Annotated in this window: 21 protein-coding genes; 17 read left to right on the top strand and 4 right to left on the bottom strand. The window is 62.9% G+C overall.

Features of this window, described 5'->3' with window-relative positions; all coding sequences use genetic code 11:
• Positions 1-111: 111 nt before the first annotated feature.
• From glmU to glmS, 5 genes are all read left to right on the top strand, one after another.
• Complete coding sequence (gene glmU / locus ACODR8_RS05570) at positions 112-1,404, top strand: bifunctional UDP-N-acetylglucosamine diphosphorylase/glucosamine-1-phosphate N-acetyltransferase GlmU (protein WP_489006486.1); 1,293 nt, start codon at positions 112-114, stop codon at positions 1,402-1,404.
• 85 nt (positions 1,405-1,489) lie between these two features.
• Positions 1,490-2,347, top strand: a complete 858-nt coding sequence (locus ACODR8_RS05565; RefSeq protein WP_489006322.1) for a metallophosphoesterase — start codon at positions 1,490-1,492, stop codon at positions 2,345-2,347.
• A 63-nt stretch (positions 2,348-2,410) separates the two neighbouring features.
• Complete coding sequence (locus tag ACODR8_RS05560) at positions 2,411-2,770, top strand: ribbon-helix-helix domain-containing protein (RefSeq protein WP_489006321.1); 360 nt, start codon at positions 2,411-2,413, stop codon at positions 2,768-2,770.
• Complete coding sequence (locus tag ACODR8_RS05555) at positions 2,767-3,147, top strand: PIN domain-containing protein (RefSeq protein WP_489006320.1); 381 nt, start codon at positions 2,767-2,769, stop codon at positions 3,145-3,147. The genes ACODR8_RS05560 and ACODR8_RS05555 overlap by 4 nt, the downstream gene beginning before the upstream one ends.
• A 16-nt stretch (positions 3,148-3,163) precedes the next feature.
• Positions 3,164-4,987 carry a glutamine--fructose-6-phosphate transaminase (isomerizing) gene (gene glmS / locus ACODR8_RS05550; protein ID WP_489006319.1) on the top strand — a complete coding sequence of 608 codons (1,824 nt, stop codon included), beginning with the start codon at positions 3,164-3,166 and terminating at the stop codon, positions 4,985-4,987.
• 166 nt (positions 4,988-5,153) lie between these two features.
• Here glmS and ACODR8_RS05545 read toward each other — a convergent pair whose 3' ends face one another.
• The 3 genes from ACODR8_RS05545 to ACODR8_RS05535 all read right to left on the bottom strand — a co-directional run bounded on the left by ACODR8_RS05545 (position 5,154) and on the right by ACODR8_RS05535 (position 8,757).
• Positions 5,154-5,621 (bottom strand): hypothetical protein, encoded by a 468-nt coding sequence (locus ACODR8_RS05545; RefSeq protein WP_489006318.1) that lies wholly within the window; start codon positions 5,619-5,621, stop codon positions 5,154-5,156.
• Between the two features lie 206 nt (positions 5,622-5,827).
• Positions 5,828-7,441 carry a GNAT family N-acetyltransferase gene (locus ACODR8_RS05540; protein ID WP_489006317.1) on the bottom strand — a complete coding sequence of 538 codons (1,614 nt, stop codon included), beginning with the start codon at positions 7,439-7,441 and terminating at the stop codon, positions 5,828-5,830.
• Between the two features lie 95 nt (positions 7,442-7,536).
• Entirely contained in the window at positions 7,537-8,757 is a 1,221-nt protein-coding gene (locus ACODR8_RS05535; RefSeq protein ID WP_489006316.1) for an NADP-dependent isocitrate dehydrogenase, read from the bottom strand.
• Positions 8,758-8,925: 168 nt separating this feature from the next.
• Between ACODR8_RS05535 and ACODR8_RS05530 the strand changes: the two genes are divergently transcribed.
• Together ACODR8_RS05530 and ACODR8_RS05525 are read left to right on the top strand one after the other, a co-directional pair.
• A complete protein-coding gene (locus ACODR8_RS05530; protein WP_294132545.1) occupies positions 8,926-9,660 on the top strand; it encodes a phosphatidylserine decarboxylase in 735 nt (244 codons plus the stop codon).
• Positions 9,661-9,850: 190 nt separating this feature from the next.
• Entirely contained in the window at positions 9,851-10,579 is a 729-nt protein-coding gene (locus ACODR8_RS05525) for a CDP-alcohol phosphatidyltransferase family protein (protein ID WP_294133193.1), read from the top strand.
• Between the two features lie 6 nt (positions 10,580-10,585).
• Here the strand turns inward: ACODR8_RS05525 and ACODR8_RS05520 are convergent, their stop codons facing one another.
• Positions 10,586-10,813, bottom strand: coding sequence for a hypothetical protein (locus ACODR8_RS05520; protein ID WP_489006315.1), 228 nt, complete (start codon positions 10,811-10,813; stop codon positions 10,586-10,588).
• Between the two features lie 257 nt (positions 10,814-11,070).
• On the opposite strand from ACODR8_RS05520, the gene rpsB reads away from it, so the two are divergent.
• The 10 genes from rpsB (at position 11,071) to ACODR8_RS05470 (ending at position 21,589) form a co-directional block, all read left to right on the top strand.
• Positions 11,071-11,829: a 30S ribosomal protein S2 gene (gene rpsB / locus ACODR8_RS05515; RefSeq protein WP_006954689.1), complete on the top strand. Its 759-nt coding sequence runs from the start codon at positions 11,071-11,073 to the stop codon at positions 11,827-11,829.
• A gap of 100 nt (positions 11,830-11,929) precedes the next feature.
• Positions 11,930-12,859 carry a translation elongation factor Ts gene (gene tsf / locus ACODR8_RS05510; protein ID WP_489006314.1) on the top strand — a complete coding sequence of 310 codons (930 nt, stop codon included), beginning with the start codon at positions 11,930-11,932 and terminating at the stop codon, positions 12,857-12,859.
• 169 nt (positions 12,860-13,028) lie between these two features.
• Complete coding sequence (gene pyrH, locus ACODR8_RS05505) at positions 13,029-13,754, top strand: UMP kinase (RefSeq protein WP_006954692.1); 726 nt, start codon at positions 13,029-13,031, stop codon at positions 13,752-13,754.
• Between the two features lies 1 nt (position 13,755).
• Positions 13,756-14,313, top strand: coding sequence for a ribosome recycling factor (gene frr / locus ACODR8_RS05500; RefSeq protein WP_489006313.1), 558 nt, complete (start codon positions 13,756-13,758; stop codon positions 14,311-14,313).
• A 44-nt stretch (positions 14,314-14,357) separates the two neighbouring features.
• Positions 14,358-15,098 carry an isoprenyl transferase gene (locus ACODR8_RS05495; RefSeq protein ID WP_489006312.1) on the top strand — a complete coding sequence of 247 codons (741 nt, stop codon included), beginning with the start codon at positions 14,358-14,360 and terminating at the stop codon, positions 15,096-15,098.
• 5 nt (positions 15,099-15,103) lie between these two features.
• Entirely contained in the window at positions 15,104-15,880 is a 777-nt protein-coding gene (locus tag ACODR8_RS05490; protein WP_489006311.1) for a phosphatidate cytidylyltransferase, read from the top strand.
• Positions 15,877-17,037 (top strand): 1-deoxy-D-xylulose-5-phosphate reductoisomerase, encoded by a 1,161-nt coding sequence (locus tag ACODR8_RS05485; protein ID WP_489006310.1) that lies wholly within the window; start codon positions 15,877-15,879, stop codon positions 17,035-17,037. The genes ACODR8_RS05490 and ACODR8_RS05485 overlap by 4 nt, the downstream gene beginning before the upstream one ends.
• Positions 17,034-18,167: an RIP metalloprotease RseP gene (gene rseP, locus ACODR8_RS05480; protein WP_489006309.1), complete on the top strand. Its 1,134-nt coding sequence runs from the start codon at positions 17,034-17,036 to the stop codon at positions 18,165-18,167. The genes ACODR8_RS05485 and rseP overlap by 4 nt, the downstream gene beginning before the upstream one ends.
• A gap of 87 nt (positions 18,168-18,254) precedes the next feature.
• Positions 18,255-20,936: an outer membrane protein assembly factor BamA gene (gene bamA, locus ACODR8_RS05475; protein WP_489006308.1), complete on the top strand. Its 2,682-nt coding sequence runs from the start codon at positions 18,255-18,257 to the stop codon at positions 20,934-20,936.
• A complete protein-coding gene (locus tag ACODR8_RS05470) occupies positions 20,936-21,589 on the top strand; it encodes an OmpH family outer membrane protein (RefSeq protein WP_489006307.1) in 654 nt (217 codons plus the stop codon). The genes bamA and ACODR8_RS05470 overlap by 1 nt, the downstream gene beginning before the upstream one ends.
• Positions 21,590-21,594 lie beyond the last annotated feature (5 nt).

Here is a 21,594-nt window from a genome sequence, read left to right as displayed (position 1 = left end):
CCAAACATGGCAGAGCCATGGGCCATAGACCCATTTATGAGGGACATCCTTATCGTGACCGCCAGCCGTCCTCTTGCCGTCATCATCCTTGCCGCCGGGCAGGGTACGCGCATGAAATCGTCGCTGCACAAGGTGCTGCATCCGGTCGCTGGGCGTCCGATGCTGCTGCATCTGCTGGCGAGCGTCGCCGCGCTGGAGCCGGAGCGGCAGGTTGTCGTGGTCGGCGCGGGGCGGGAACAGGTCGAGGCAGCGGTGGCGGGCACCGGCGCAGTGATTGCGGTGCAGGACAGGCAGCTTGGCACCGGCCATGCCGTCGCGCAGGCGCATGACGCGCTGGCGGGTTTTGCGGGCGATGTGCTGATCCTCTATGGCGACGTGCCGCTGGTCAGCGGGGCGACGATGCGGGCGATGCTCGACCGGCTGAACCGGGGGGACGATCCGCGCGCGGTGGTGCTGGGCTTCCGCCCCGATGACGCCGCCGCCTATGGCCGGATCATCGCCGACGGGCAGGGGATCATCGAAAAGATGGTCGAATATAAGGATGCCAGCGAAGCCGAGCGAGCGGTGACGCTTTGCAATAGCGGGCTGATGGCGGTGCGATCGACCGACCTGTTCGTGCTGCTTGACCAGATCGGCAACGACAATGCCGCTGGCGAATATTATCTGCCCGACATCATCATGCTGCCGGGCGCGCCGAGCGCCGTCATCGAGACCGAAGCCTGGGAAGTGGCGGGGGTCAACAGCCGGGTCGAACTGGCAGGCGTGGAGGCGATGTGGCAGGCGCGCCGCCGGGTAGAGGCGATGCGCGAGGGGGTGACTTTGGTTGCGCCGGAGACGGTGTTCTTTGCGCATGACACGGTGCTGGGCCGTGACGTGGTGGTGGAGCCGAACGTCGTGTTTGGGCCGGGCGTCAGTGTGGCGGACGATGTGGTCATCCACGCCTTTTCCCATCTGCAAGGGGCAAGCGTGGAGAGCGGCGCGGCGATCGGTCCCTATGCGCGGCTGCGGCCCGGCGCGCAGATCGGGGTGAAGGCCAAGGTCGGCAATTTCGTCGAGATCAAGAAGGCGGTGCTGGGCGAAGGGGCCAAGGTCAACCACCTGTCCTATATCGGCGACGCCAGCGTGGGGGCGGGGGCCAATATCGGCGCGGGGACGATCACCTGCAACTATGACGGCTTCTTCAAATATAAGACCGAGATTGGCGCGGGGGCGTTCGTCGGGTCGAACAGTGCGCTGGTCGCGCCGGTGTCGATCGGCGCGGGCGCGATCGTCGCGGCGGGGAGCGTGGTGACGAAGGCGGTCGAGGCGGATGCGCTGTGCCTGGTGCGGCCGGCGCAGGAGAGCAAGCCGGGGTGGGCCAAGCGGTTTCGGGCGCGGATGATGGCGCGGAAGGCGGCGAAGTGAGAAAAGGCCGCGTGCTCCCACGCAGGCGGGAGCCTAGGTCGGAGCGTGGGACTGGGCTCCCGCCTGCGCGGGAGCACGTTGTGGGATGAGGCACCGCATCGGTCGGGTGGCGCTGGCGCTGATTTTGATGGTGGCGGGCTTTGCGCTTTGGTTGGTGATGAACGCCAGCGGCATGCCGGTGGTGCGGCGGGCGGAGATTGCGCTGCCTTTCCCGGTGGATGCGCCGCGTAATCCGATTACGGTCGCGCTGCTGACCGACACGCATTTGTCGGGGCCGGACAATAGCCCGGCGCGGATGGCGCGGATCGTGGCGCAGATCAATGCACTGAAGCCTGACCTCATCCTGCTGGGCGGGGACTATATCGGCGATGCCAAGGGCGGCGCGACCTATGATGCGCGGGCGAGTATTGCGCCGTTTGCAGGTTTGCGCGCGCCGCTGGGCGTGGTGGCGGTGCTGGGCAATCATGACAGTCGCAGCAAGCTGAACCGGGTTGCGCTGAGCGGTCGGGACTGGGCAGCGGCTTTTGCGCGGCTGGGCATCACCCTGTTGCAGGATGGCGTGGTGCGGCGCGGGCCGCTGGTGATCGGCGGGTTGCAGGACATCTACACGCGCAGGCCCGACCTGCCCGATACGCTGGCGGCGATGGCGCGGGTGGGTGGCGCGCCGCTGATCCTGTCGCATGGGCCGGATGTGTTCCCCGCTCTGCCGGACGTGCCGTCGCTGACGCTGGTGGGGCATACCCATTGCGGGCAGGTGGCGCTGCCCTTTGCCGGGGTCGTCTATGTGCCGTCGAAATATGGCACGCGCTATGCCTGTGGCCTGTATCGCGACGGGGCCAAGACGATGATCGTGGCGGCTGGCGTCGGCACCAGCGGATTGCCGATTCGGATGCTGGCGCCGCCCGATATCTGGCTGATCAGGATAAAGCCGACAGTGAGTTAGACATATAAAAGCGATTGCGCAGTGTCTTGACTTGATATCATGATATGATATCAGAATATCATCATGCGTTTTCTGGCTGACATACCCGACGATGACGTCAAATGGCTGGACCAGCTTGCCCGCGAACAGGGCAAGTCGCGGGCGGCTGTGTTGCGGGAGGCGGTGTCGGCCTATCGACCGCAAACGTCGAAAAATTCACTGGAGCAGGGCTTTGGCGCGTGGGCACGGCATGGCGTGTCGGTCGATCCCCACGAATATGATCGTGCGCGGCGGGCGGAATGGACCCGGCCGTGGGACGATGATTATGATGAAGTCCGCGCGGCATCCCCTGAATATTTCACGGAAGAGGATGACAAGGAGCGGGCGCATTATGTGGCGCTGACGAAAAAAGCAGCCGAGACGCACCAAAAGAATCGCCCATGAGCGGTTACAGTCTGGATGCCAATATCGTCATCGACGCCCTCTTGAATCATGAACCGGCCCATCGCGAAATTTCGCGTATAGCGGGCAGCGGCGCGCGCATGTGGATCAGCCGCATGGCGTGGATCGAGATATTGTCCAAAGGTAATGAATCGGCCGTGCGCGATGTGCTGATGTTTCTGGGGCAGTTCGGCCTGGACGAAATCGATGACGAGATATCGCATCGGGCGGCTGCGCTGCGCCGTGAACGCGCGCGGCTAAAGTCGCCCGACGCGATCATATTGGCCACCGCACAATTGCGCGGCCGCATTCTCGTGACACGCAATACTAAGGATTTTCCGGCAGAGATGCCGGGCATCCGCGTTCCCTATCAAATCTGAAAGGCTCCCCCGGCACATGTGCGGCATCATTGGCATCATCAGCAATAGCGACGTGGCGGAGCGGCTGGTCGATGGGCTCAAGCGGCTGGAATATCGCGGCTATGACAGCGCGGGGGTCGCGACCGTCCATGACGGGGCGATCGAGCGGCGGCGGGCAGAAGGGAAACTCGCCAATCTGGTGACCGAATTGCGCGACGAGCCGCTGCCCGGCACCACCGGCATCGCCCATACCCGCTGGGCGACCCATGGCGCGCCGACGACCAGCAATGCGCACCCCCATGCGACGCGCGAAGTGGCGCTGGTCCACAATGGGATTATCGAGAATTTCAAGCCGCTGCGCGCGGAACTGATGGCGCGGGGCCGCATCTTCGACAGCCAGACCGATACCGAGGTGGTCGCCCATCTGGTGAGCGAGTTGGTGGAGCAGGGCGCGTCACCCAAGGAGGCGGTGGCAAAGGTGCTACCGCGCCTGCACGGGGCGTTTGCGCTGGCGATCTTGTTCCGCAGCCATCCCGACATGCTGATTGGCGCGCGGCTGGGGTCGCCTTTGGTGGTGGGTTATGGCGATGGCGAGACCTATTTGGGGTCGGATGCCTTGGCGCTGGCGCCGCTGACGCAGAAGATCGCCTATCTGGAAGAGGGCGACTGGGTCGTCATCACGAAGGACGGCGCGGAGATTTTCGACAAGGATAATCAGCCGGTCGAGCGGCCGGTGACCCTGTCCGGCGTGTCGGGGGCGATGATCGACAAGGGCAATCATCGTCACTTCATGCAGAAGGAGATTTACGAGCAGCCGGTCGTGGTCGCCCAGACGCTGCGCGCCTATCTGCGCCGGATGGAAAATGAAGTCGCCATGCCGGACATGGATTTCGATCTGGGCGCGGTGAAGCGCATCACCATCGTCGCCTGCGGCACCAGCTTCTATGCCGGGATGGTTGCCAAATATTGGTTCGAGAAATTCGCGCGCGTGCCAGTGGACATCGATGTGGCGAGCGAGTTCCGCTATCGCGACCCGGTGCTGGAGAAGGGCGGTCTCGCCTTGTTCATCAGCCAGTCGGGCGAGACAGCGGATACGCTGGCGGCGCTGCGCCATGCCAAGGCGGCGGACCAGATCATCGCGGTGGTGGTCAATGTGCCGACCAGCTCGATGGCGCGCGAGGCTGACCTGTTGCTGCCGACCCATGCCGGGCCGGAAATCGGCGTGGCGTCGACCAAGGCTTTCACTTGCCAGCTGGCGGTGCTGGCCGCGCTGGCCGCCAATCTGGCGCGGGCCAAGGGGCTGCTGACCCCGGAAGAGGAGGCCGAGATCGTCTGGCACCTGTCCGAAGCGCCGGCCGCGATGAACGAGGCGCTGGGCCATGATGGCGATATCGAGGCGATGGCGCACCTGATCGCACCGGCGCGCGACGTGCTGTATCTGGGGCGTGGGCCGGATTATCCTATGGCGCTGGAAGGGGCGCTGAAACTCAAGGAAATCAGCTATATCCATGCCGAGGGCTATGCGGCGGGCGAGATGAAGCATGGCCCGATCGCGCTGATCGACGAGGCGGTGCCGGTGATCGTGATCGCGCCGTCAGGCCCGCTGTTCGAGAAAACCGTGAGCAATATGCAGGAAGTGCAGGCGCGCGGCGGCAAGGTGGTGCTGATTTCCGACGCGGAAGGCATTGCTCTGGCGGGCGAGGGCTGCATGGCGACGATCGAGATGCCCAAGGTGCATCCCCTGATCGCGCCGTTGGTCTATGCGGTGCCGGTGCAGTTACTGGCCTATCATGTCGCGGTGGCCAAGGGGACCGATGTGGACCAGCCACGGAATTTGGCGAAGAGTGTGACGGTGGAGTGAGAGGGAGCGTCAGCGCCGGGCTTGGCTTATGGCCAATAGCTGACACACCCACCTTCGTCACCCCGGACTTGATCCGGGGTCCCGCTTCTTCTCTGGCGTTTGCGAAGAATAGCGGGATGCCGGGTCAAGCCCGGCATGACGTTGGGGGAGGCGTGGCGCTAATCGATCATTGGCGGACATTCACGGGCTTCATTTTATTTATGGTCACGAAATCACCATGAACAAAAACGAAGCTATCGTCGACCTGTCCGCTCCAATGGAGATATGCTATGCGGCTGGCGGAGGCGATGGTGCAAAGTCGTTCGATGTCCCTTTTCAAGGTCGGCGGCGTCAATCGAGCATAAACACGCACCTGAATGCACTCACCAAGTTCAGCAACCTCCCGCTTATAGGCATATCCTTCAGCTGATAACGCCCTTTCGGCATTGCCAAGCCTATCCTTTTTCGTGCTACAAAGTGAATGCTGTATTTCGGTGACAGCGTCCTCAATTGGGGGCAATCGCTTCAATGCGACTAGACTGGACGGAACATTCTCGTTCCAACAATCCGGCAACTTTTCTTCCCCATAGGAGCACGCGCAGAGCGGAAGTAGCGCGATAACAATGGCATTGCGATATTGAAAGCGCATCGACACAGACTAACCGATCCTTGGCAAAGCGCAACGTCCGCTTCCAACCCAAATCAGCCCGAAACTCCGCTTTCTGAAACGGGTGCCAGTGGTGGGTTAGTCGCGCTGGCTGCGCTTGCTGACGATAGATAGGAAGCTCGCTTCGCTCACTACCCACCCCAACCCCTCCCTTGGAAGGGAGGGGCTTTTAATGTGGTTTAATGCCCAACCTATCACCCACCCCCCGGCGAATTATGTCCGCCTGCCGGGACCGGCCCGCCGCTCTGGGCGTGGGCGTGGTCGGGGTTGTTGTCCCATTCGATATGATAGAGATCGAAGCGCCGGTCGCGCAGGTTGCGGACGGTGCCTTCGGCGCGGGCCCAGCTCAAGTCGGCGAGGTTGACGTCGGCCATGGTCAGGGTTTCGACATTTTCGGTCGATTCCGCGGCGATGCCGTCGCGCGCGAAGGGGAGGTCGCAGGGGGTCAGGATGGCGCTCTGGGCATATTGGATGTCCATATTGTCGACATTGGGCAGGTTGCCGACATTGCCCGACATGACGACATAGCATTGATTTTCGATCGCGCGGGCCTGCGCGCAGTAGCGCACGCGCATATAGCCTGACCGGGAATCGGTGCAGAAGGGGACGAAGATGATGCGCGCGCCCTGATCGACCAGGCGGCGGGCGAGTTCGGGAAATTCGCTGTCATAGCAGATCAGGACGCCGATCGGCCCGCAGTCGGTCTGGATGACGTCGAGCGCATCGCCGCCCTTGATATTCCACCAAAAGGCTTCGTTGGGGGTGGGGTGGATTTTTTCCTGGGTGTGGAGCGATCCGTCACGCAGCGCCACATAGGCGATATTCTGGATGTCGCCATCATCGGCGCGGGTCGGGTGGGAGCCGCCGATGATGTTGATATTATATTCCAGCGCCATCCGCGTGAGTTCCTTGGTCAGGCGCGGGGTGTAATTGGTCAGCTTGTCGATCGCCTCCATCGGATTGAGCTTTTTCGTCTCGAACGACAGGAGGGGCAGGGTGAAGAGTTCGGGAAAGACGATGAAGTCCGACCGGTAATCCGCTGCCACATCGACGAAATATTCGATGTTACGGATGAACCCCTCAAAATCCGTCACGGCGCGGGCCTGGAGCTGACAGGTGGCAAGGCGGACGCTTTCGACCCCGCGCGGCACCCGCATTTCGGGCGCTTCGTCCGGGTCGACATAGGGGTTGCGCCAGACCAGATGGGCGGCGTGGCCGTCCGACTGCTTATCCTCCGGCAGGTAATTTTCGAGGACGCCGAGCGGTTCAAACTGGTTCTTGAGCTGAAAGCTGACGACCTGATCGCGGATCTTGCCCTGGACTACCTTGTCCAGATAATCCTTCGGTCCTTCGACCTTGCGTTTCGCGCGCAGATAGCCCGGCATCCGTCCGGCGATGACGATGCCATGCAGGTCGAGCTGTTCGGCCAGTTCCTTGCGCTCGTCATAGAGGCGCTGGCCGATGCGCAGGCCGCGCAGCTTGGGATCGACCGCCATTTCATAGCCGTAGAGCCATTCGCCCGCGGCGCTGTGGCGGGTGCCAAAGCCGTTGGCGGTAATTTCTTCCCAATCGTGCCAGGCGAAGGCCATCGACTTGCTGACGCGCATAGTGGCGCAATAGCCCACCACCTTATTGTCGTAGAGCGCGACGAAACAGCCATCGGGGAAATTGTTGATTTGGCCCCGGACGGTGGCGGGGGAGTAATTGGGCAGGCCCGGATAGACGCGGGCTATCAGCCGCAGGATGGCGCGCACGTCGGACGGGACGGCGGTGCGGACTTCCAGGCGTTTGCGGGCTGTCGTTGTCATCGCTTCATTCCCCTGCGGCAATTGTCATGAAAAAGGCGGCCCCGTTGCACGGCGCCGCCTCGTTCCGTTTGCGTATTGAAAGCCTCAGGCGGCTATCAGTTCCATTTCGCCATTTCGGCTTCCAGATTTACGCGGATCGTTTCGAAAAACTGTTCCGTGGTCATCCAGGCCTGTTCCGGGCCGATCAGCAGCGCCAGATCCTTGGTCATCGCGCCATCCTCGACGGTCTTGATGCAGACGCGCTCCAGCGTTTCGGCGAATTTGGTGACGTCGGGGGTGCCGTCAAACTTGCCGCGGAAAGCAAGTCCCTGGGTCCAGGCGAAGATCGACGCGATCGGGTTGGTCGAGGTTGCCTTGCCCTGCTGATGCTGGCGATAGTGGCGGGTGACGGTGCCGTGGGCGGCTTCGGCCTCGACCGTCTTGCCATCGGGCGAGAGCAGGACCGAGGTCATGAGGCCGAGCGAGCCGAAGCCCTGCGCGACCGTGTCCGACTGGACGTCGCCGTCATAATTCTTGCAGGCCCAGACGAACTTGCCGCTCCACTTGAGCGCGGAGGCGACCATGTCGTCGATCAGGCGATGCTCGTAGACGATGCCCGCTGCCTTGAACCGGTCGGCAAATTCTTCGTCGAACACCTGCTGGAACAGATCCTTGAAGCGGCCGTCATAGGCCTTGAGGATGGTGTTCTTGGTCGACAGGTAGAGCGGCCATTTGCGGTCGAGCGCATAGTTCATGCTCGCCTTGGCAAAATCGATGATCGACTGGTCAAGGTTGTACATGCCCATGGCGACGCCGGCGGCCGGGAAGTTGAACACTTCCTTTTCGATCTTTTCGCCATTGTCGCCGTCCCACACCATGGTCAGCTTGCCAGCGCTGGGGACCAGAAAGTCGGTCGCCTTATACTGGTCGCCAAAAGCGTGACGGCCGATGACGATCGGGTCGGTCCAGCCGGGGACGAGACGGGGGACGTTCTTGATGACGATGGGTTCGCGGAACACGACGCCGCCCAGGATGTTGCGGATGGTGCCGTTGGGCGACTTCCACATCTGCTTGAGGTTGAATTCCTCGACCCGCTGTTCGTCCGGGGTGATGGTGGCGCATTTCACGCCGACGCCATATTGCTTGATCGCGTTGGCGGAATCGATGGTGATCTGGTCGTTCGTCTCGTCGCGCTTTTCGACGCTGAGGTCATAATATTTCAGGTCGATGTCGAGATAGGGGAGGATCAGGCGTTCGCGAATCCACTGCCAGATGATCCGGGTCATTTCGTCGCCGTCAATCTCCACGACGGGGTTTTTCACCTTGATCTTCGCCATGCGCCTGTTCGCCTTCTTCATTTTGGGTGGATTTGCGAAATGCCCTAGGCAAAGCGCGGCCAATGTTCAACCGTGCAGGCGGGATTTTGGCGATGCGAGCGGGGTGAGGGACACATGGGCGGCATCGGTCGTTGTCAGGGCGAGGGTCTCTCCCTAAAGACGGTGACTATGGAACATGACGAGATCAGCATTGCCACTGGCGGCAATATCAAATGGCGCTTCCCCCCGGTTCACCCGGAAGGGGTGAAATTCGGCCTGATTGCAGCGGCTATTACCGGCGTTTTCTTTCTGCTGGGCTGGGACGTGATCGGCTGGCTGATGCTGATCGTGACGATGTGGGTGCTGGCCTTTTTCCGCGATCCGGTGCGCGCCGTGCCGCAGGATGAAGGCGCGATCATCGCGCCCGCCGACGGGCTGGTGACGCTGATCCAGAAGGTGCCGCCGCCGCGCGAGATGGCGGGTGCCGCGGGGCTGGGCGATCAGCCGCTGATCCGCGTGTCGATCTTCATGAGTGTGTTCGACGTCCATATCAATCGCACCCCGATCGGCGGGACGATCAAGTCGGTCGTCTATATCTCCGGCAAATTCCTGAACGCGGACCTGGACAAGGCGAGCGAGGATAATGAGCGCCAGCATATATTGGTCGAGCGGCACGACGGCCTGCGGGTTGGTTTCACCCAGATTGCGGGTCTGGTCGCGCGGCGGATCGTGCCGTTCGTTAAGCCCGGCGATATGGTCGCGGCGGGGCAGCGTATCGGGCTTATCCGCTTTGGCAGCCGGGTGGACGTCTATCTGCCCGCTGGGACTGCGCCGCGCGTGATATTGGGCCAGCGGACGGTGGCGGGTGAGACGATCCTGGGTCAGATTGGCGACCGTCGCGTGATCGCGGGGATTCAGCAGTGAGTGATCGGTGCCTAGGATCGTCATGTGTTCCGGCGCAGGCCGGAACCCAGTCCAGCCATAGCGATCATGTGCAAGGGCGGGACTGGACTCCCGCCTTCGCGGGAGTACATGCCGCGATGACCGGAGGCAGCGCATGAGCCGCCAGCGCCGCGCCGTGCCACGGGGTTTGCGCCGGGGGATCACCCTGCGGATGGTCGCGCCCAATGCGGTGACGGCGATGGCGCTGTGCTTTGGCCTGACCGGCGTGCGTTATGGCATATCGGGCGAATGGGAGCGGGCGGTGCTGTCCATCCTGTTTGCAGGCGTGCTGGATGGTCTGGACGGGCGAATCGCCCGGCTGCTGCGCGGCGAGAGCCGTTTCGGTGCGGAACTGGATTCGCTGTCCGATTCGATCGCCTTCGGGGTCGCCCCGGCGCTGATCCTCTATCTCTGGTCGCTTCATGCGATGCCCAAATTCGGCTGGATCTTCGCGCTGGCCCATGCGCTATCCTGCGCGCTGCGGCTGGCGCGGTTCAACGCCAATATCGATGTCGATGTGCAGCCGCACAAGTCCGCCGGATTCCTGACCGGCGTGCCTGCGCCGGCTGGCGCGGGCCTGGCCTTCGTGCCGCTCTATCTGTGGCTGGTGACGGGGGAGGAGATTTTCCGCGCCTGGTATGTCGTGGCGCCCTGGACCGCGTTCATCGCTTTCCTGATGATCTCCAACATCGCGACCTATACCTGGTCGGCGCTGCGGCTGCGCAAGCGGATCAGGCTGGAGGCGATTGCCTTGGCCGGGTTGCTGGCAGCTTTGCTGGTGACCGATCCCTGGCTGACGCTGCTGCTGATCTGCGGCATCTATGTTGCGCTGATCCCGTTCGGCATCCTGTCCTATGCCAAGGTCCGGCGTCAGCGCGAGGCTGCACCCGACCCTCTCTAAATCCTGTCAGGCAGCAAGAATGCCGCTTGGCAGCGGCAGAGTGGCGCGACGGGCGGATGGCGCGACGCGCGGGCGACGGATGCGGACATGATAGACCGGCGCGTCCTGCGGGATCGGCTGGAACAGCAAAGCGGCCACCATCTTGTCATGATAGTGGAGAAACATCCACGCGATCGTGCCGATGGCCATCATGAAGGCCGTAGAAAACAGGGTCACTGCAACGAATGTGAACATGGAGATCACTTTCTATCTTGCCATTTGCACGGTTAGTCCCACTATACCCGTGCAAACGGCGGTTAAGCATATTTGTTCCGTTTGTTCACTATATGTTCCTGCCCTTGCCGCAAGTCAACCCCTTGCGCAATGTTTCGCGTGTCGTTAAAGGCGCGCCCTATTCCACATGGGAATCGACATATCCGGTGCCGGCGGGGTCTTTCAGGCTCTTTCCCGGTTCCTGATTCCCAGAGGCACAACCGGAAGGAGATTATCTTATGGCGGCACCTGTCGTCACCATGCACCAATTGATCGACGCTGGCGCGCATTTCGGCCACCAGACGCATCGCTGGAATCCGCGCATGAAGCCGTACATTTTCGGCGAGCGCAACGGCATCCACATCCTTGATCTGTCGCAGACCGTGCCTTTGTTCGGCCGTGCGCTCGACTTCGTGTCGTCGACCGTTGCCGCTGGCGGCAAGGTGCTGTTCGTTGGCACCAAGCGCCAGGCGCAGGACCCGATCGCCGACGCGGCGCGCAAGTCCGGCCAGCATTTCGTCAACCATCGCTGGCTGGGCGGGATGCTCACCAACTGGAAAACGATTTCGGGTTCGATCAAGCGTCTCAAGACCCTTGAGGAAAAGCTGTCGGGTGACACCCATGGCTTTACCAAGAAGGAAGTCCTCCAGATGACTCGCGAACGCGAGAAGCTGGAAATGTCGCTGGGCGGCATTCGCGACATGAACGGCATCCCCGATGTCATGTTCGTGATCGACGCCAACAAGGAAGAGCTGGCGATCAAGGAAGCCAACACGCTGGGTATCCCGGTCGTTGCGATCCTCGATTCCAACGTTTCGCCCGACGGCATCGCTTTCCCGGTTCCCGCGAACGACGACGCCAGCCGCGCCATCCGCCTGTATTGCGACGCCATTGCGGCTGCCGCCACCAAGGGCAACCGTGGTGCGCAGCAGGCTTCGGGCGTCGACCTGGGCGCGATGGACGAGCCGCTGGCTGAAGAGGTTGTCGCCGAAGCCTAAAAGGCGTCGCACAACTGCAAGAATGACAGGCTAGGGCGCGCTCTTTGCAGAGACGCGCCCTGCCGCTTATTTGAACCACAGATATATTAGGAGCCGAAACATGGCCGATATTACTGCCGCCACCGTCAAGGAACTGCGCGACCGTTCGGGCGCCGGCATGATGGATTGCAAGAAGGCGCTGACCGAAACCAACGGCGACATCGAAGCGGCAACCGACTGGCTGCGCGCCAAGGGGCTGGCCGCCGCGCAGAAGAAGTCGAGCCGCACCGCCGCCGAAGGTCTGGTCGGCGTGGCCGTTGCCGGGACCAAGGGCGTTGCCGTCGAAGTGAACAGCGAAACCGACTTCGTCGCCAAGAACGACCAGTTCCAGGATTTCGTCCGCACCGTGTCCACCATCGCGCTGGACAGCGGCGTGGCGGACGCTGAAGCGCTGCTGGCGTCGCCCTATCCGTCGGGCGGCACCGTGTCCGAAAAGCTGGTCGCCAACATCGCGACCATCGGCGAAAACCAGAATGTCCGCCGCGTGGCGCATGTGTCGGTCAACCAGGGCATCGTCGTTCCCTACGTCCACAACGCTGCCGCACCCGGCCTGGGCAAGATCGGCGTGCTGGTCGCGCTGGAAGGCGATGCGCCTGCCGACGTTCTGGAACCGCTGGGCAAGCAGATTGCGATGCACATTGCCGCTGCCTTCCCGCTGGCGCTGTCGGCTGCCGACATCGATCCGGTCCAGCTGGAGCGCGAGCGCGCCATCGCGACCGAAAAGGCTGCCGAATCGGGCAAGCCCGCTGAAATCATCGCCAAGATGGTCGATGGCGCGGTCGCCAAATATGCCAAGGAAAATGCGCTGCTGTCGCAGCTGTTCGTGATGGACAACAAGACCCCGATCGCCGACGTGGTGGCCAAGGCCGCCAAGGAAGCGGGCGCTTCGATCACCCTGACGAGCTATGTCCGCTTCCAGCTGGGCGAAGGCATCGAGAAGGAAGTCAGCGACTTTGCCGCCGAAGTCGCGGCGGCGGCTGGCGTTGCCTGACGCATAGTCGGTTCGCTTTCGCGCACCTGTCGGGAAACTTCTCTCGACAGGCGCGCAGCGAACGGACATGGGGGTGGCGTGAATCGCCAAAACCCCGCTTCACATACTGGCGCGCACTGCTAAGGTGCGCGCCATTTCCTTGCCCAGATCAGATGGAATTTTGCCCCGCATGACCCGCCCATCCTTCAAGCGCATATTGCTGAAATTGTCGGGCGAGGTGCTGATGGGTTCGGGCCAGTTCGGCATCGACCCCGAAACCGTGGATCGCGTCGCGGGCGAGATTGCGGCGGCCAAGGAAGCCGGGTTCGAGCTGTGCGTTGTGGTAGGCGGCGGCAATATCTTCCGTGGTCTTGCCGGGGCGGCCAAGGGTTTCGACCGCACCAGCGCCGACTATATGGGGATGCTGGCGACGGTCATGAACGCGCTGGCGGTGCAGAATGCGCTGGAGAAGATCGGCTGCGACACGCGCGTCCAGTCGGCGATCCCGATGGCGTCGGTGTGCGAGCCCTATATCCGGCGCAAGGCGGTGCGGCATATGGAGAAGGGCCGGATCGTCATATTCGCGGCTGGCACGGGCAATCCTTTCTTCACCACCGACACGACCGCAGCGCTCCGCGCGGCGGAGATGAATTGCGACGCGATCTTCAAGGGCACCAGCGTGGACGGCGTCTATGATGCCGATCCCAAGAAGGTGGCCAGCGCGACCCGTTATGACGAAATCAGTTTCGATCGGGTGCTGACAGACAATCTCAAGGTCATGGACGCCAGCGCGATTGCGCTGTGCCGTGACAATCATATTCCCATCGTCGTGTTCAACATCCGCGAAACCGGCAATCTGGCGACTGTGCTGGCCGGGCAGGGCGTGGCGACGATCGTCCAAAATCAGGAGAGCTGACATGGCCCAATATGACAAATCGGACCTGGAACGTCGCATGGCGGGTGCGGTCGAATCGCTCAAGGGCGACCTTTCGGGCCTGCGCACCGGGCGCGCCAATGTGATGCTGCTCGATCCGGTGACGGTGACCGTCTATGGCGCGTCGATGCCGCTCAATCAGGTCGCGACCGTCTCCGCCCCCGAACCGCGCATGTTGTCGGTACAGGTGTGGGACAAGACCAATGTGGGTCCGGTGGACAAGGCGATCCGGTCTGCGGGTCTGGGACTGAACCCGATCGTCGACGGGCAGACGCTGCGCCTGCCGATCCCCGACCTGACCGAGGACCGCCGCAAGGAACTGGCCAAGCTGGCGAGCAAATATGCCGAAGCCGCGCGCATCGCGGTGCGCAACGTGCGCCGCGATGGCATGGACAGCCTGAAAACCGACGAGAAGAAGGGCGAAATCAGCGAGGACGAACGCAAGCGCAAGGAAACCGAGGTCCAGAAGCTGACCGACGGCGTCATTGCGGAGCTGGATGCGACCTTTGCGGCCAAGGAAAAGGAAATTCTCGGCCAGTAAGCCGGGACTGTTCCGCCCATGATCCGCGCAATCCCCACCAGCTGATGGCCACGCAAGTCCGGCCCGATCTGCCCAAGGCCGCGCCCGCCCATGGCGCGCGCCATGTCGCCATCATCATGGACGGCAATGGCCGCTGGGCGAAGAAGCGGCTGCTGCCGCGCATCGCCGGGCATCGTGCCGGGGTGGAGGCGGTGCGCCGCGTGTCGCGCGCGGCGCGAGACATGGGGCTGGAGTGTCTGACGCTCTACGCTTTTTCGTCGGAAAACTGGAAGCGGCCTGCGAGCGAAGTCGCTGACCTGATGGGGCTGCTGCGGCACTTCATCCAGGCGGATCTGGACGAATTTCATGCCAATGGCGTGCGGTTGCGGATTATCGGCAATTACAAGGCGCTGGAGCCTTCGCTGGTCGCGCTGATCGAGGATGCGGTCAAGCGGACGGCGGGCAATAGCGGGCCGATCATCGCGATTGCGCTCAACTATGGCGCGCAGGACGAGATGGTGCGCGCGGCGCAGGCGCTGGCGCAGCGGGTCGTGGCGGGCGAGATTGCGGCGGACGCGATTGGCGTGGGCGATATTGACGCCGCGCTCGACACGGCTGACCTGCCGCCGCTCGACCTGTTGATCCGCACGTCGGGTGAGCAGCGCTTGAGCAATTTCATGCTGTGGCAGGCGGCCTATGCTGAACTCTATTTCACCGACATGCTGTGGCCCGATTTCGACGCCAATGCGCTGGGCCAAGCGCTGGATGCTTTCCGTTTGAGGGACCGCCGTTTCGGCGGGCTGTGAGCGGCATGGCCAGCGAATTGCGCACTCGCGCCGTTGTGGGTGTCGTGCTGATTGCAGTGGCGCTGGGCGCTTTGCTGTCGGGCGGGCTGCTCTTCTGGGTGCTGCTGTCGGTGGCGGGCGTGTTGATGCAGGCGGAATGGGCTGATCTGAGCGGCGTATCGGCGGATCACAAGAAATTGTCGATGTATGCGGTGTCGGTGCCGCTGGCGATTCTTTGTCCGCTGGCGGCGGGCCTGTCCTGGTTTGCGATCGGGCTGCTGGTCGCGGCATTCCTGTTCGTGATCGTGGCGACGCGATCGGTCCGGCTGGCGCTGGGGGTGATCTATGTCTGCCTGCCGGTGATGGCTTTGTTGTTCCTGCGCGGGCAGGTGCCGAACGTCTTTGGGCTGACGCTGGCGCTGTGGGCGCTGGCTTTGGTGTGGGCGACCGACATTGGCGCCTATTTTGCGGGCCGGTCGATCGGCGGGCCGAAGCTGGCGCCGCGGATCAGCCCGTCCAAGACCTGGTCGGGGCTGGGCGGGGGCGTGCTGGCGGCGTTGCTGGTCGGGTTTGCGCTGCATCGTTTTGCCGGTTTGCCGATCGAACTGGCGGCGGCCAGTGGCCTGCTGGCGGTGGCGGCGCAGGGGGGCGACCTGCTGGAAAGCGCGATGAAGCGGCGGGCGGGGGTCAAGGATAGCGGATCGCTGTTGCCCGGCCATGGCGGGGTGATGGACCGGCTGGACGGGGTGGCGACCGCCGCGCCGTTGGCGGCCCTGCTCTATCTGATGCTGGTGCTGCGATGACGCGGAAGGTTTCCATCTTTGGCGCGACCGGGTCGGTCGGGCAGTCGACGCTGGACCTGATCCGGCGGGAGCGGGACGCCTATGACGTGGTGGCGCTGACGGCGAACAGTGAGCTGGACAGTCTGGCGGCACTGGCGCGGGAGACCGGGGCCAAGGTCGCGGTCATCGGTCAGGAACGGCTCTATGGCGCGCTGAAAGAGGCGCTGGCTGGAACGGGGATCGAGGCGGCGGCGGGCGAACAGGCGCTGGTCGATGTCGCGGGGGCTGGCGCGGACTGGACGATGGCGGCGATTGTGGGCTGTGCCGGTCTGCGGCCGACGATGGCGGCGCTGAAGGCTGGCGGCACCGTGGCGCTGGCGAACAAGGAGTCGCTGGTGTCGGCTGGCGGGCTTATGATGGCGGCGGCTGGGGTTTCCGGCACGACCTTGCTGCCGGTGGACAGTGAGCATAATGCCATTTTCCAGTGCCTTGCTGGCAGTCGTTTGGAAGATGTCGCAAGAATTACCCTGACCGCCAGCGGCGGGCCGTTCCGCACGCGCAGCCGCGCGGAGATGGCCAATATCACGCCCGCGCAGGCGGTGGCGCATCCCAACTGGTCGATGGGGGCCAAGATCAGCGTCGATAGCGCGACGATGATGAACAAGGGTCTGGAACTGATCGAGGCGGCGCATCTGTTCCCGGTCGGCCTCGACCGGATCGAGATACTCGTCCACCCGCAATCGGTGATCCATTCGATGGTCGAATATCGCGACCGGTCGACGCTGGCGCAGCTCGGATCGCCGGACATGCGGATTCCGATCGCCCATGCGCTGGCCTGGCCGCAGCGGATCGCCACGCCCTGCCTGCCGCTCGATCTGGCGCGGATTGGCCGACTGGATTTCGAGGCGCCCGATGAGGATCGCTTCCCCGCTTTGCGCCTGACGCGCGAGGCGGCGGCGGCGGGCGGGGCGGTGCCGGCGATCCTGAACGCGGCCAATGAGGTGGCGGTCGCGGCGTTTCTGGGCGGGGCGATCGGCTTCCTTGATATCGCCATGATTGTGGAGGAGGTGTTGACCCGCTATAGCGCGCCGATGCCCTCCACGATTGACGATGTGCTGGCGGCCGACGCCGGGGCGCGTGCCATGGCGGGCGATGTGATGGAAAGATTGACGGTTTGATCCACAATCCCGGTTTTCTGCTGACTGTTCTGGCATTTGTGGCGGTCATCGGGCCGCTCGTTTTCGTGCATGAGCTGGGCCATTATCTGGTCGGGCGCTGGTGCGGGGTGAAGGCGGAGGCGTTTTCGATCGGCTTCGGGCCGGAACTGTTCGCCTGGGTCGACAAGCGCGGCACCCGCTGGCGCGTCGCGGCGCTGCCGCTGGGCGGCTATGTCCGCTTCAAGGGCGACATGAATGCAGCGAGCATGACCGATCCGGCCTGGCTGGAACTGCCCGCTGCCGAACGGGCGCAGAGCTTCCCGTCCAAGCCGCTATGGCAGCGCGCGGCGATCGTCGCGGCGGGACCGGCGATCAATTTCCTGTTCGCGATTCTGATATTGGCGACCTTTGCCTTCGTCCATGGCGAGAGCCGGACGCCTGCGGTTGCGGGTCAGGTGCAGCCCGGCAGCGGGGCGGCGGCGGCGGGGATATTGCCGGGCGACCGGATCGTGTCGCTGGGCGGACGCGAGATGGCGACGTTCGACGATATTCGCCTCTATGCGCAGATCCGGCCCGGCGAGACGGTCGCCATGGTGATCGAGCGGAACGGCAAGACCTTCGCCAAGGACGGCAAGATCGGCAGCGTGACCGAGGATGACGGTTTCGGCAACACGTTCCAGATCGGGCGGCTGGGGCTGGCCCCCGGCGATCCCGTGATCGAGCCGGTCAGCCTGTTGCGCGCACCGGTCGTCGCGGTGGAGCGGACAGGACAGATTGTCCGCACCATGGTCGAGACGATGGGCCAGATCGTCAGTGGCGGTCGGTCGGTCAAGGAACTGGGCGGGCCGTTGAAGATCGCGCAGGTTTCCGGGCAGGCGGCGACGCTGGGCATCGAAAGCTTCATCTTCTTTGCCGCGCTCATCTCGATTAACTTGGGGTTCATCAACTTATTGCCAATCCCGATGCTGGATGGCGGGCATCTGCTGTTTTACGGGATAGAGGCGGTGCAGCGGCGGCCGGTCAGCGAACGGGTGCAGGAATGGGCCTATAAATCGGGTCTGGCGGTGCTGCTGACCATGATGGTGCTGGTGACTTTCAACGATTTGTCGTCTTTCGGACTGTGGAAAAGCCTGTCCGGCTTGATCGGCTGAGCCGCTTCGGGCAGGGAGACGCGGTTTGGCGTCGTCTGTGTCGGCGGAAACAATTTTATATGGTTTGAGGTGATGCGGGTGACAGCGATGATGAGCAGCAAGAGGCAGCGCCCGGTCGTCACGGCCCTGTTGGCGACGACGATGATCGCTGGCTTTGCGACGGTGCCCGCGATGGCGCAGCAGGGCGCAGCGCCCGCCCGTGCGCCCGCGCCGACGCTGGCCCCGCCCGTCGCTCCCGCGCCGGTCGGCACGATCAGCGCGATCACCGTGACTGGCACCCAGCGGCTGGAGCCGGACACCATCCTGTCCTACACCAAGCTGCGCGTTGGCCAGCCCTTCACCCAGGAAACGCTCGATCAGGGTCTGCGCGACCTGTATGAGACCGAGCTGTTCGCCGACGTCCAGATCCGCAACGACAATGGCGCGCTGATTGTCGAGGTGAAGGAAAATCCGGTCATCAACCGCATCGTGCTGGAAGGCAATAAGCGGCTGAAAGAGGATAAGATCCGGCCGGAAATCAAGCTGGCCCCGCGTCAGATCTACACCCGGTCCAAGGTTCGCGCCGACGTGGCGCGCATCATCGAACTCTATCGCCGTCAGGGCCGCTTTGCCGCCAGCGTCGAGCCGAAAATGGTGCAGCTCGACCAGAATCGCGTCGATATCGTCTTTGAAATTACCGAAGGGCCGAAGTCCAAGGTCCGCCAGATCAACATCATCGGCAACGAGAAGTTCAAGGACGGCGCGCTGCGCAGTCAGATGGTGACCAAGCAGTCGCGCTGGTTCCGCCTGTTTTCGTCCGGCACCAGTTACGATCCCGATCGTCTGGCCTATGACCAGCAGAAGCTGCGCCAATATTATCTGACCGAAGGCTATGCCGATTTCCGCGTGATTTCCGCCGTGGCGGAACTGACCCCGGACAAGCAGGACTTCATCATCACCTATGTGGTGGAAGAAGGCGACCGCTATAAATTTGGCGATGTGAAGGTCGAATCGGACATTCGCGACCTGTCGGGCGATGGCCTGACCAAGCGGCTGCCGATGAAGAAGGGCGACTGGTATAACGCCAAGCAGGTCGAGGATACGGTCGACACGCTGAGCGAGACGGCGGGCCTGTTCGGTTACGCCTTTGCCGATGTGTCGCCCGATTTCCAGCGCGACAAGGACACGCTGACGATGGGGATTAATTTCCGCATCGCCAATGCGCCGCGCGTCTATGTCGAGCGGGTCGATATCAACGGCAATACGCTGACGCAGGACAAGGTGGTGCGCCGCGAATTCCGTCTGGCCGAAGGGGATGCGTTCAACAGCTTCCTGGTCAAACGGTCGAAGGACCGGATCAATTCGCTCGGCTTCTTCCAGGAGAAGCTGGATGTGGAGCAGAAGCCCGGTTCTGCGCCCGACCGCATCATCCTGGAAACCAATGTGCAGGAAAAATCGACCGGCGAATTGTCGCTGTCGGCCGGTTTCTCGTCATTGGAACGCTTCATCGTGTCGGCGTCGATCACCCAGCGCAACTTCCGCGGCAAGGGCCAGGAACTGCGCACGTCGGTCAATTATTCGGCCTATAGCAAGTCGGTGGAAGTCGGGTTTACCGAACCCTATTTCATGGACAAGAATATCGCGCTGGGCGGCGACATTTATCGCCGCGACATGAACAGCTTTCGCTATCTGAATAATAATGACCGCGACACGACCTACGAGCAGACGACCACCGGCTTCCAGATCCGCGCCGGTGTGCCGATCACCGAATATATGTCGCTGGCGCTGCGTTACAGCCTCAATCTGGACGATGTGACGCTGGACAAGGACACCTATTATTCCGACACCAATGGCGATGGCACGATCGAGTGCGACCCGTTGCTGGCAGGCCGCTATTTGTGCGACGCGATCGGCAAGCGGACGACATCGTCGCTCGGTTATTCGCTGATCTACGACACGCGCGACAATCGCATCCGGCCTACGCGCGGGCATAATATCGTGCTGAGCCAGGATTTCGCGGGGCTTGGCGGCGATGTTAAATATATCCGCACCCGCCTCAATGCCTCTAAATTCTTCCCGCTGGGCGCTGGCTTCATCTTCTCGATATCGGGAGAGGGCGGCTATATCCACAGCCTGGAAGGTGACCGCCGGGATTCGACAGGTCAGCTTGTCGATCCGATCCGCCTGACCGACCGTTTCTTCCTGGGGGAACCCCAGTTTCGCGGCTTTGACATTCGCGGCGTCGGGCCTCGCGTGGTTCGGCGCTTTTATACAAGCACAACCGATGCGACGACTGGTGTGATCACCGGGGTGGCATCGACCGACAATAATAACCGGACGGACGATGCACTGGGCGGTCGGATCTATTATCTAACCCGCGCGGAAGTTGAAATTCCGTTGGGGTCGGGCGCGCGCGAAATGGGCCTGCGCCCGTCGATCTTCATGGATGCCGGGGCGGTGGCCGGACTTAAGAATCCGGGTCTCGTCAATGGTACGGCGGGCTTCGCTGGCTATTGTTCGCCCGGTACTGGCGCACCCACCGGTGCCACGACCATCAAGGCGACCGGTAGCGCGGCGGCTCCTTTCTGTCCGGTAAACTACACGCATGCTGGCGGCGGTTTCGTCGAACAATATCTCGGCGATACGCTGAAACCCCGCCTGTCGGTTGGCTTTGGCGTCAACTGGAACTCGCCCTTCGGCCCGTTCCGTATCGATATCGCCAAGGCGCTGCTGAAAGAACCAGGGGACGACAACAAGCTCATCACCTTCAACGTAGGGACTCAATTCTGATGAAGACCATTATCAAGGCTGCGGCGCTCGTTCTCGCGCCGATGACTGCCATTGCACTGACCGCCGTTCCTGCCGCTGCGCAGTCCAAGCTGGGCATCGCCGTCGCTGACCTGCAACGCGCGGTTGGCACCAGCGCGGCCTACACCGTCGCCCGCACCCAGATGCAGACGACCTACAAGCCGCAGATCGATGCGTTCAACACGCGCAAGACGGCGATCGACGCTGACCTCAAGACCAAGGGCGATGCGATCCAGAAGGCGCTGACCGCGGCGGGCAACAAGCCCACCCCGGCGATCGAAACCCAGTATCAGGCGTTCCAGCAGTCGCAGCAGACCGCGCAGGCCGAACTCCAGCGCATGGGCCAGCCGATTGCTCTGGCCAACGCCTATGTTGAAGAGCAGATCACCGCCAAGCTGTCGGACGCGCTGAAGGCGGCGATGGCCAAGGCCAAGGTTGACCTGGTGCTGGCCCCCGACGCGACCGTTTCCTACCAGCCGACCGTGGACATCACGGCTGCCGTCGTGACCGAAATCAACGCGCTGGTCCCCAGCGTTTCGATCACGCCGCCTGCCGGCTGGCAGCCGGGCCGTCAGGGTCAGGCCGCAGGCCAGCCCGCACCGGCGAACCCGGCGCAGGCGCCCAAGTCGCGCTGATCCAG

Source organism: Sphingobium sp. FG58 (assembly GCF_057809055.1).
This window is presented reverse-complemented; position numbering and strand designations above follow the sequence as displayed.

What these genes read in the sequence shown, in the direction of transcription:
- frr (WP_489006313.1), top strand. Translation starts at nt 13,756, where the DNA reads ATGGCCCAATATGACAAATCGGACCTGGAACGTCGCATGGCGGGTGCG.
- ACODR8_RS05560 (WP_489006321.1), top strand. Translation starts at nt 2,411, where the DNA reads ATGCGTTTTCTGGCTGACATACCCGACGATGACGTCAAATGGCTGGAC.
- bamA (WP_489006308.1), top strand. Translation starts at nt 18,255, where the DNA reads ATGATGAGCAGCAAGAGGCAGCGCCCGGTCGTCACGGCCCTGTTGGCG.
- ACODR8_RS05495 (WP_489006312.1), top strand. Translation starts at nt 14,358, where the DNA reads ATGGCCACGCAAGTCCGGCCCGATCTGCCCAAGGCCGCGCCCGCCCAT.
- ACODR8_RS05470 (WP_489006307.1), top strand. Translation starts at nt 20,936, where the DNA reads ATGAAGACCATTATCAAGGCTGCGGCGCTCGTTCTCGCGCCGATGACT.
- rpsB (WP_006954689.1), top strand. Translation starts at nt 11,071, where the DNA reads ATGGCGGCACCTGTCGTCACCATGCACCAATTGATCGACGCTGGCGCG.
- ACODR8_RS05555 (WP_489006320.1), top strand. Translation starts at nt 2,767, where the DNA reads ATGAGCGGTTACAGTCTGGATGCCAATATCGTCATCGACGCCCTCTTG.
- glmU (WP_489006486.1), top strand. Translation starts at nt 112, where the DNA reads ATGAAATCGTCGCTGCACAAGGTGCTGCATCCGGTCGCTGGGCGTCCG.
- ACODR8_RS05540 (WP_489006317.1), bottom strand. Translation starts at nt 7,441, where the DNA reads ATGACAACGACAGCCCGCAAACGCCTGGAAGTCCGCACCGCCGTCCCG.
- ACODR8_RS05485 (WP_489006310.1), top strand. Translation starts at nt 15,877, where the DNA reads ATGACGCGGAAGGTTTCCATCTTTGGCGCGACCGGGTCGGTCGGGCAG.
- ACODR8_RS05565 (WP_489006322.1), top strand. Translation starts at nt 1,490, where the DNA reads ATGAGGCACCGCATCGGTCGGGTGGCGCTGGCGCTGATTTTGATGGTG.
- glmS (WP_489006319.1), top strand. Translation starts at nt 3,164, where the DNA reads ATGTGCGGCATCATTGGCATCATCAGCAATAGCGACGTGGCGGAGCGG.
- tsf (WP_489006314.1), top strand. Translation starts at nt 11,930, where the DNA reads ATGGCCGATATTACTGCCGCCACCGTCAAGGAACTGCGCGACCGTTCG.
- ACODR8_RS05490 (WP_489006311.1), top strand. Translation starts at nt 15,104, where the DNA reads ATGGCCAGCGAATTGCGCACTCGCGCCGTTGTGGGTGTCGTGCTGATT.
- ACODR8_RS05530 (WP_294132545.1), top strand. Translation starts at nt 8,926, where the DNA reads ATGGAACATGACGAGATCAGCATTGCCACTGGCGGCAATATCAAATGG.
- pyrH (WP_006954692.1), top strand. Translation starts at nt 13,029, where the DNA reads ATGACCCGCCCATCCTTCAAGCGCATATTGCTGAAATTGTCGGGCGAG.
- ACODR8_RS05525 (WP_294133193.1), top strand. Translation starts at nt 9,851, where the DNA reads ATGGTCGCGCCCAATGCGGTGACGGCGATGGCGCTGTGCTTTGGCCTG.
- ACODR8_RS05535 (WP_489006316.1), bottom strand. Translation starts at nt 8,757, where the DNA reads ATGGCGAAGATCAAGGTGAAAAACCCCGTCGTGGAGATTGACGGCGAC.
- ACODR8_RS05520 (WP_489006315.1), bottom strand. Translation starts at nt 10,813, where the DNA reads ATGTTCACATTCGTTGCAGTGACCCTGTTTTCTACGGCCTTCATGATG.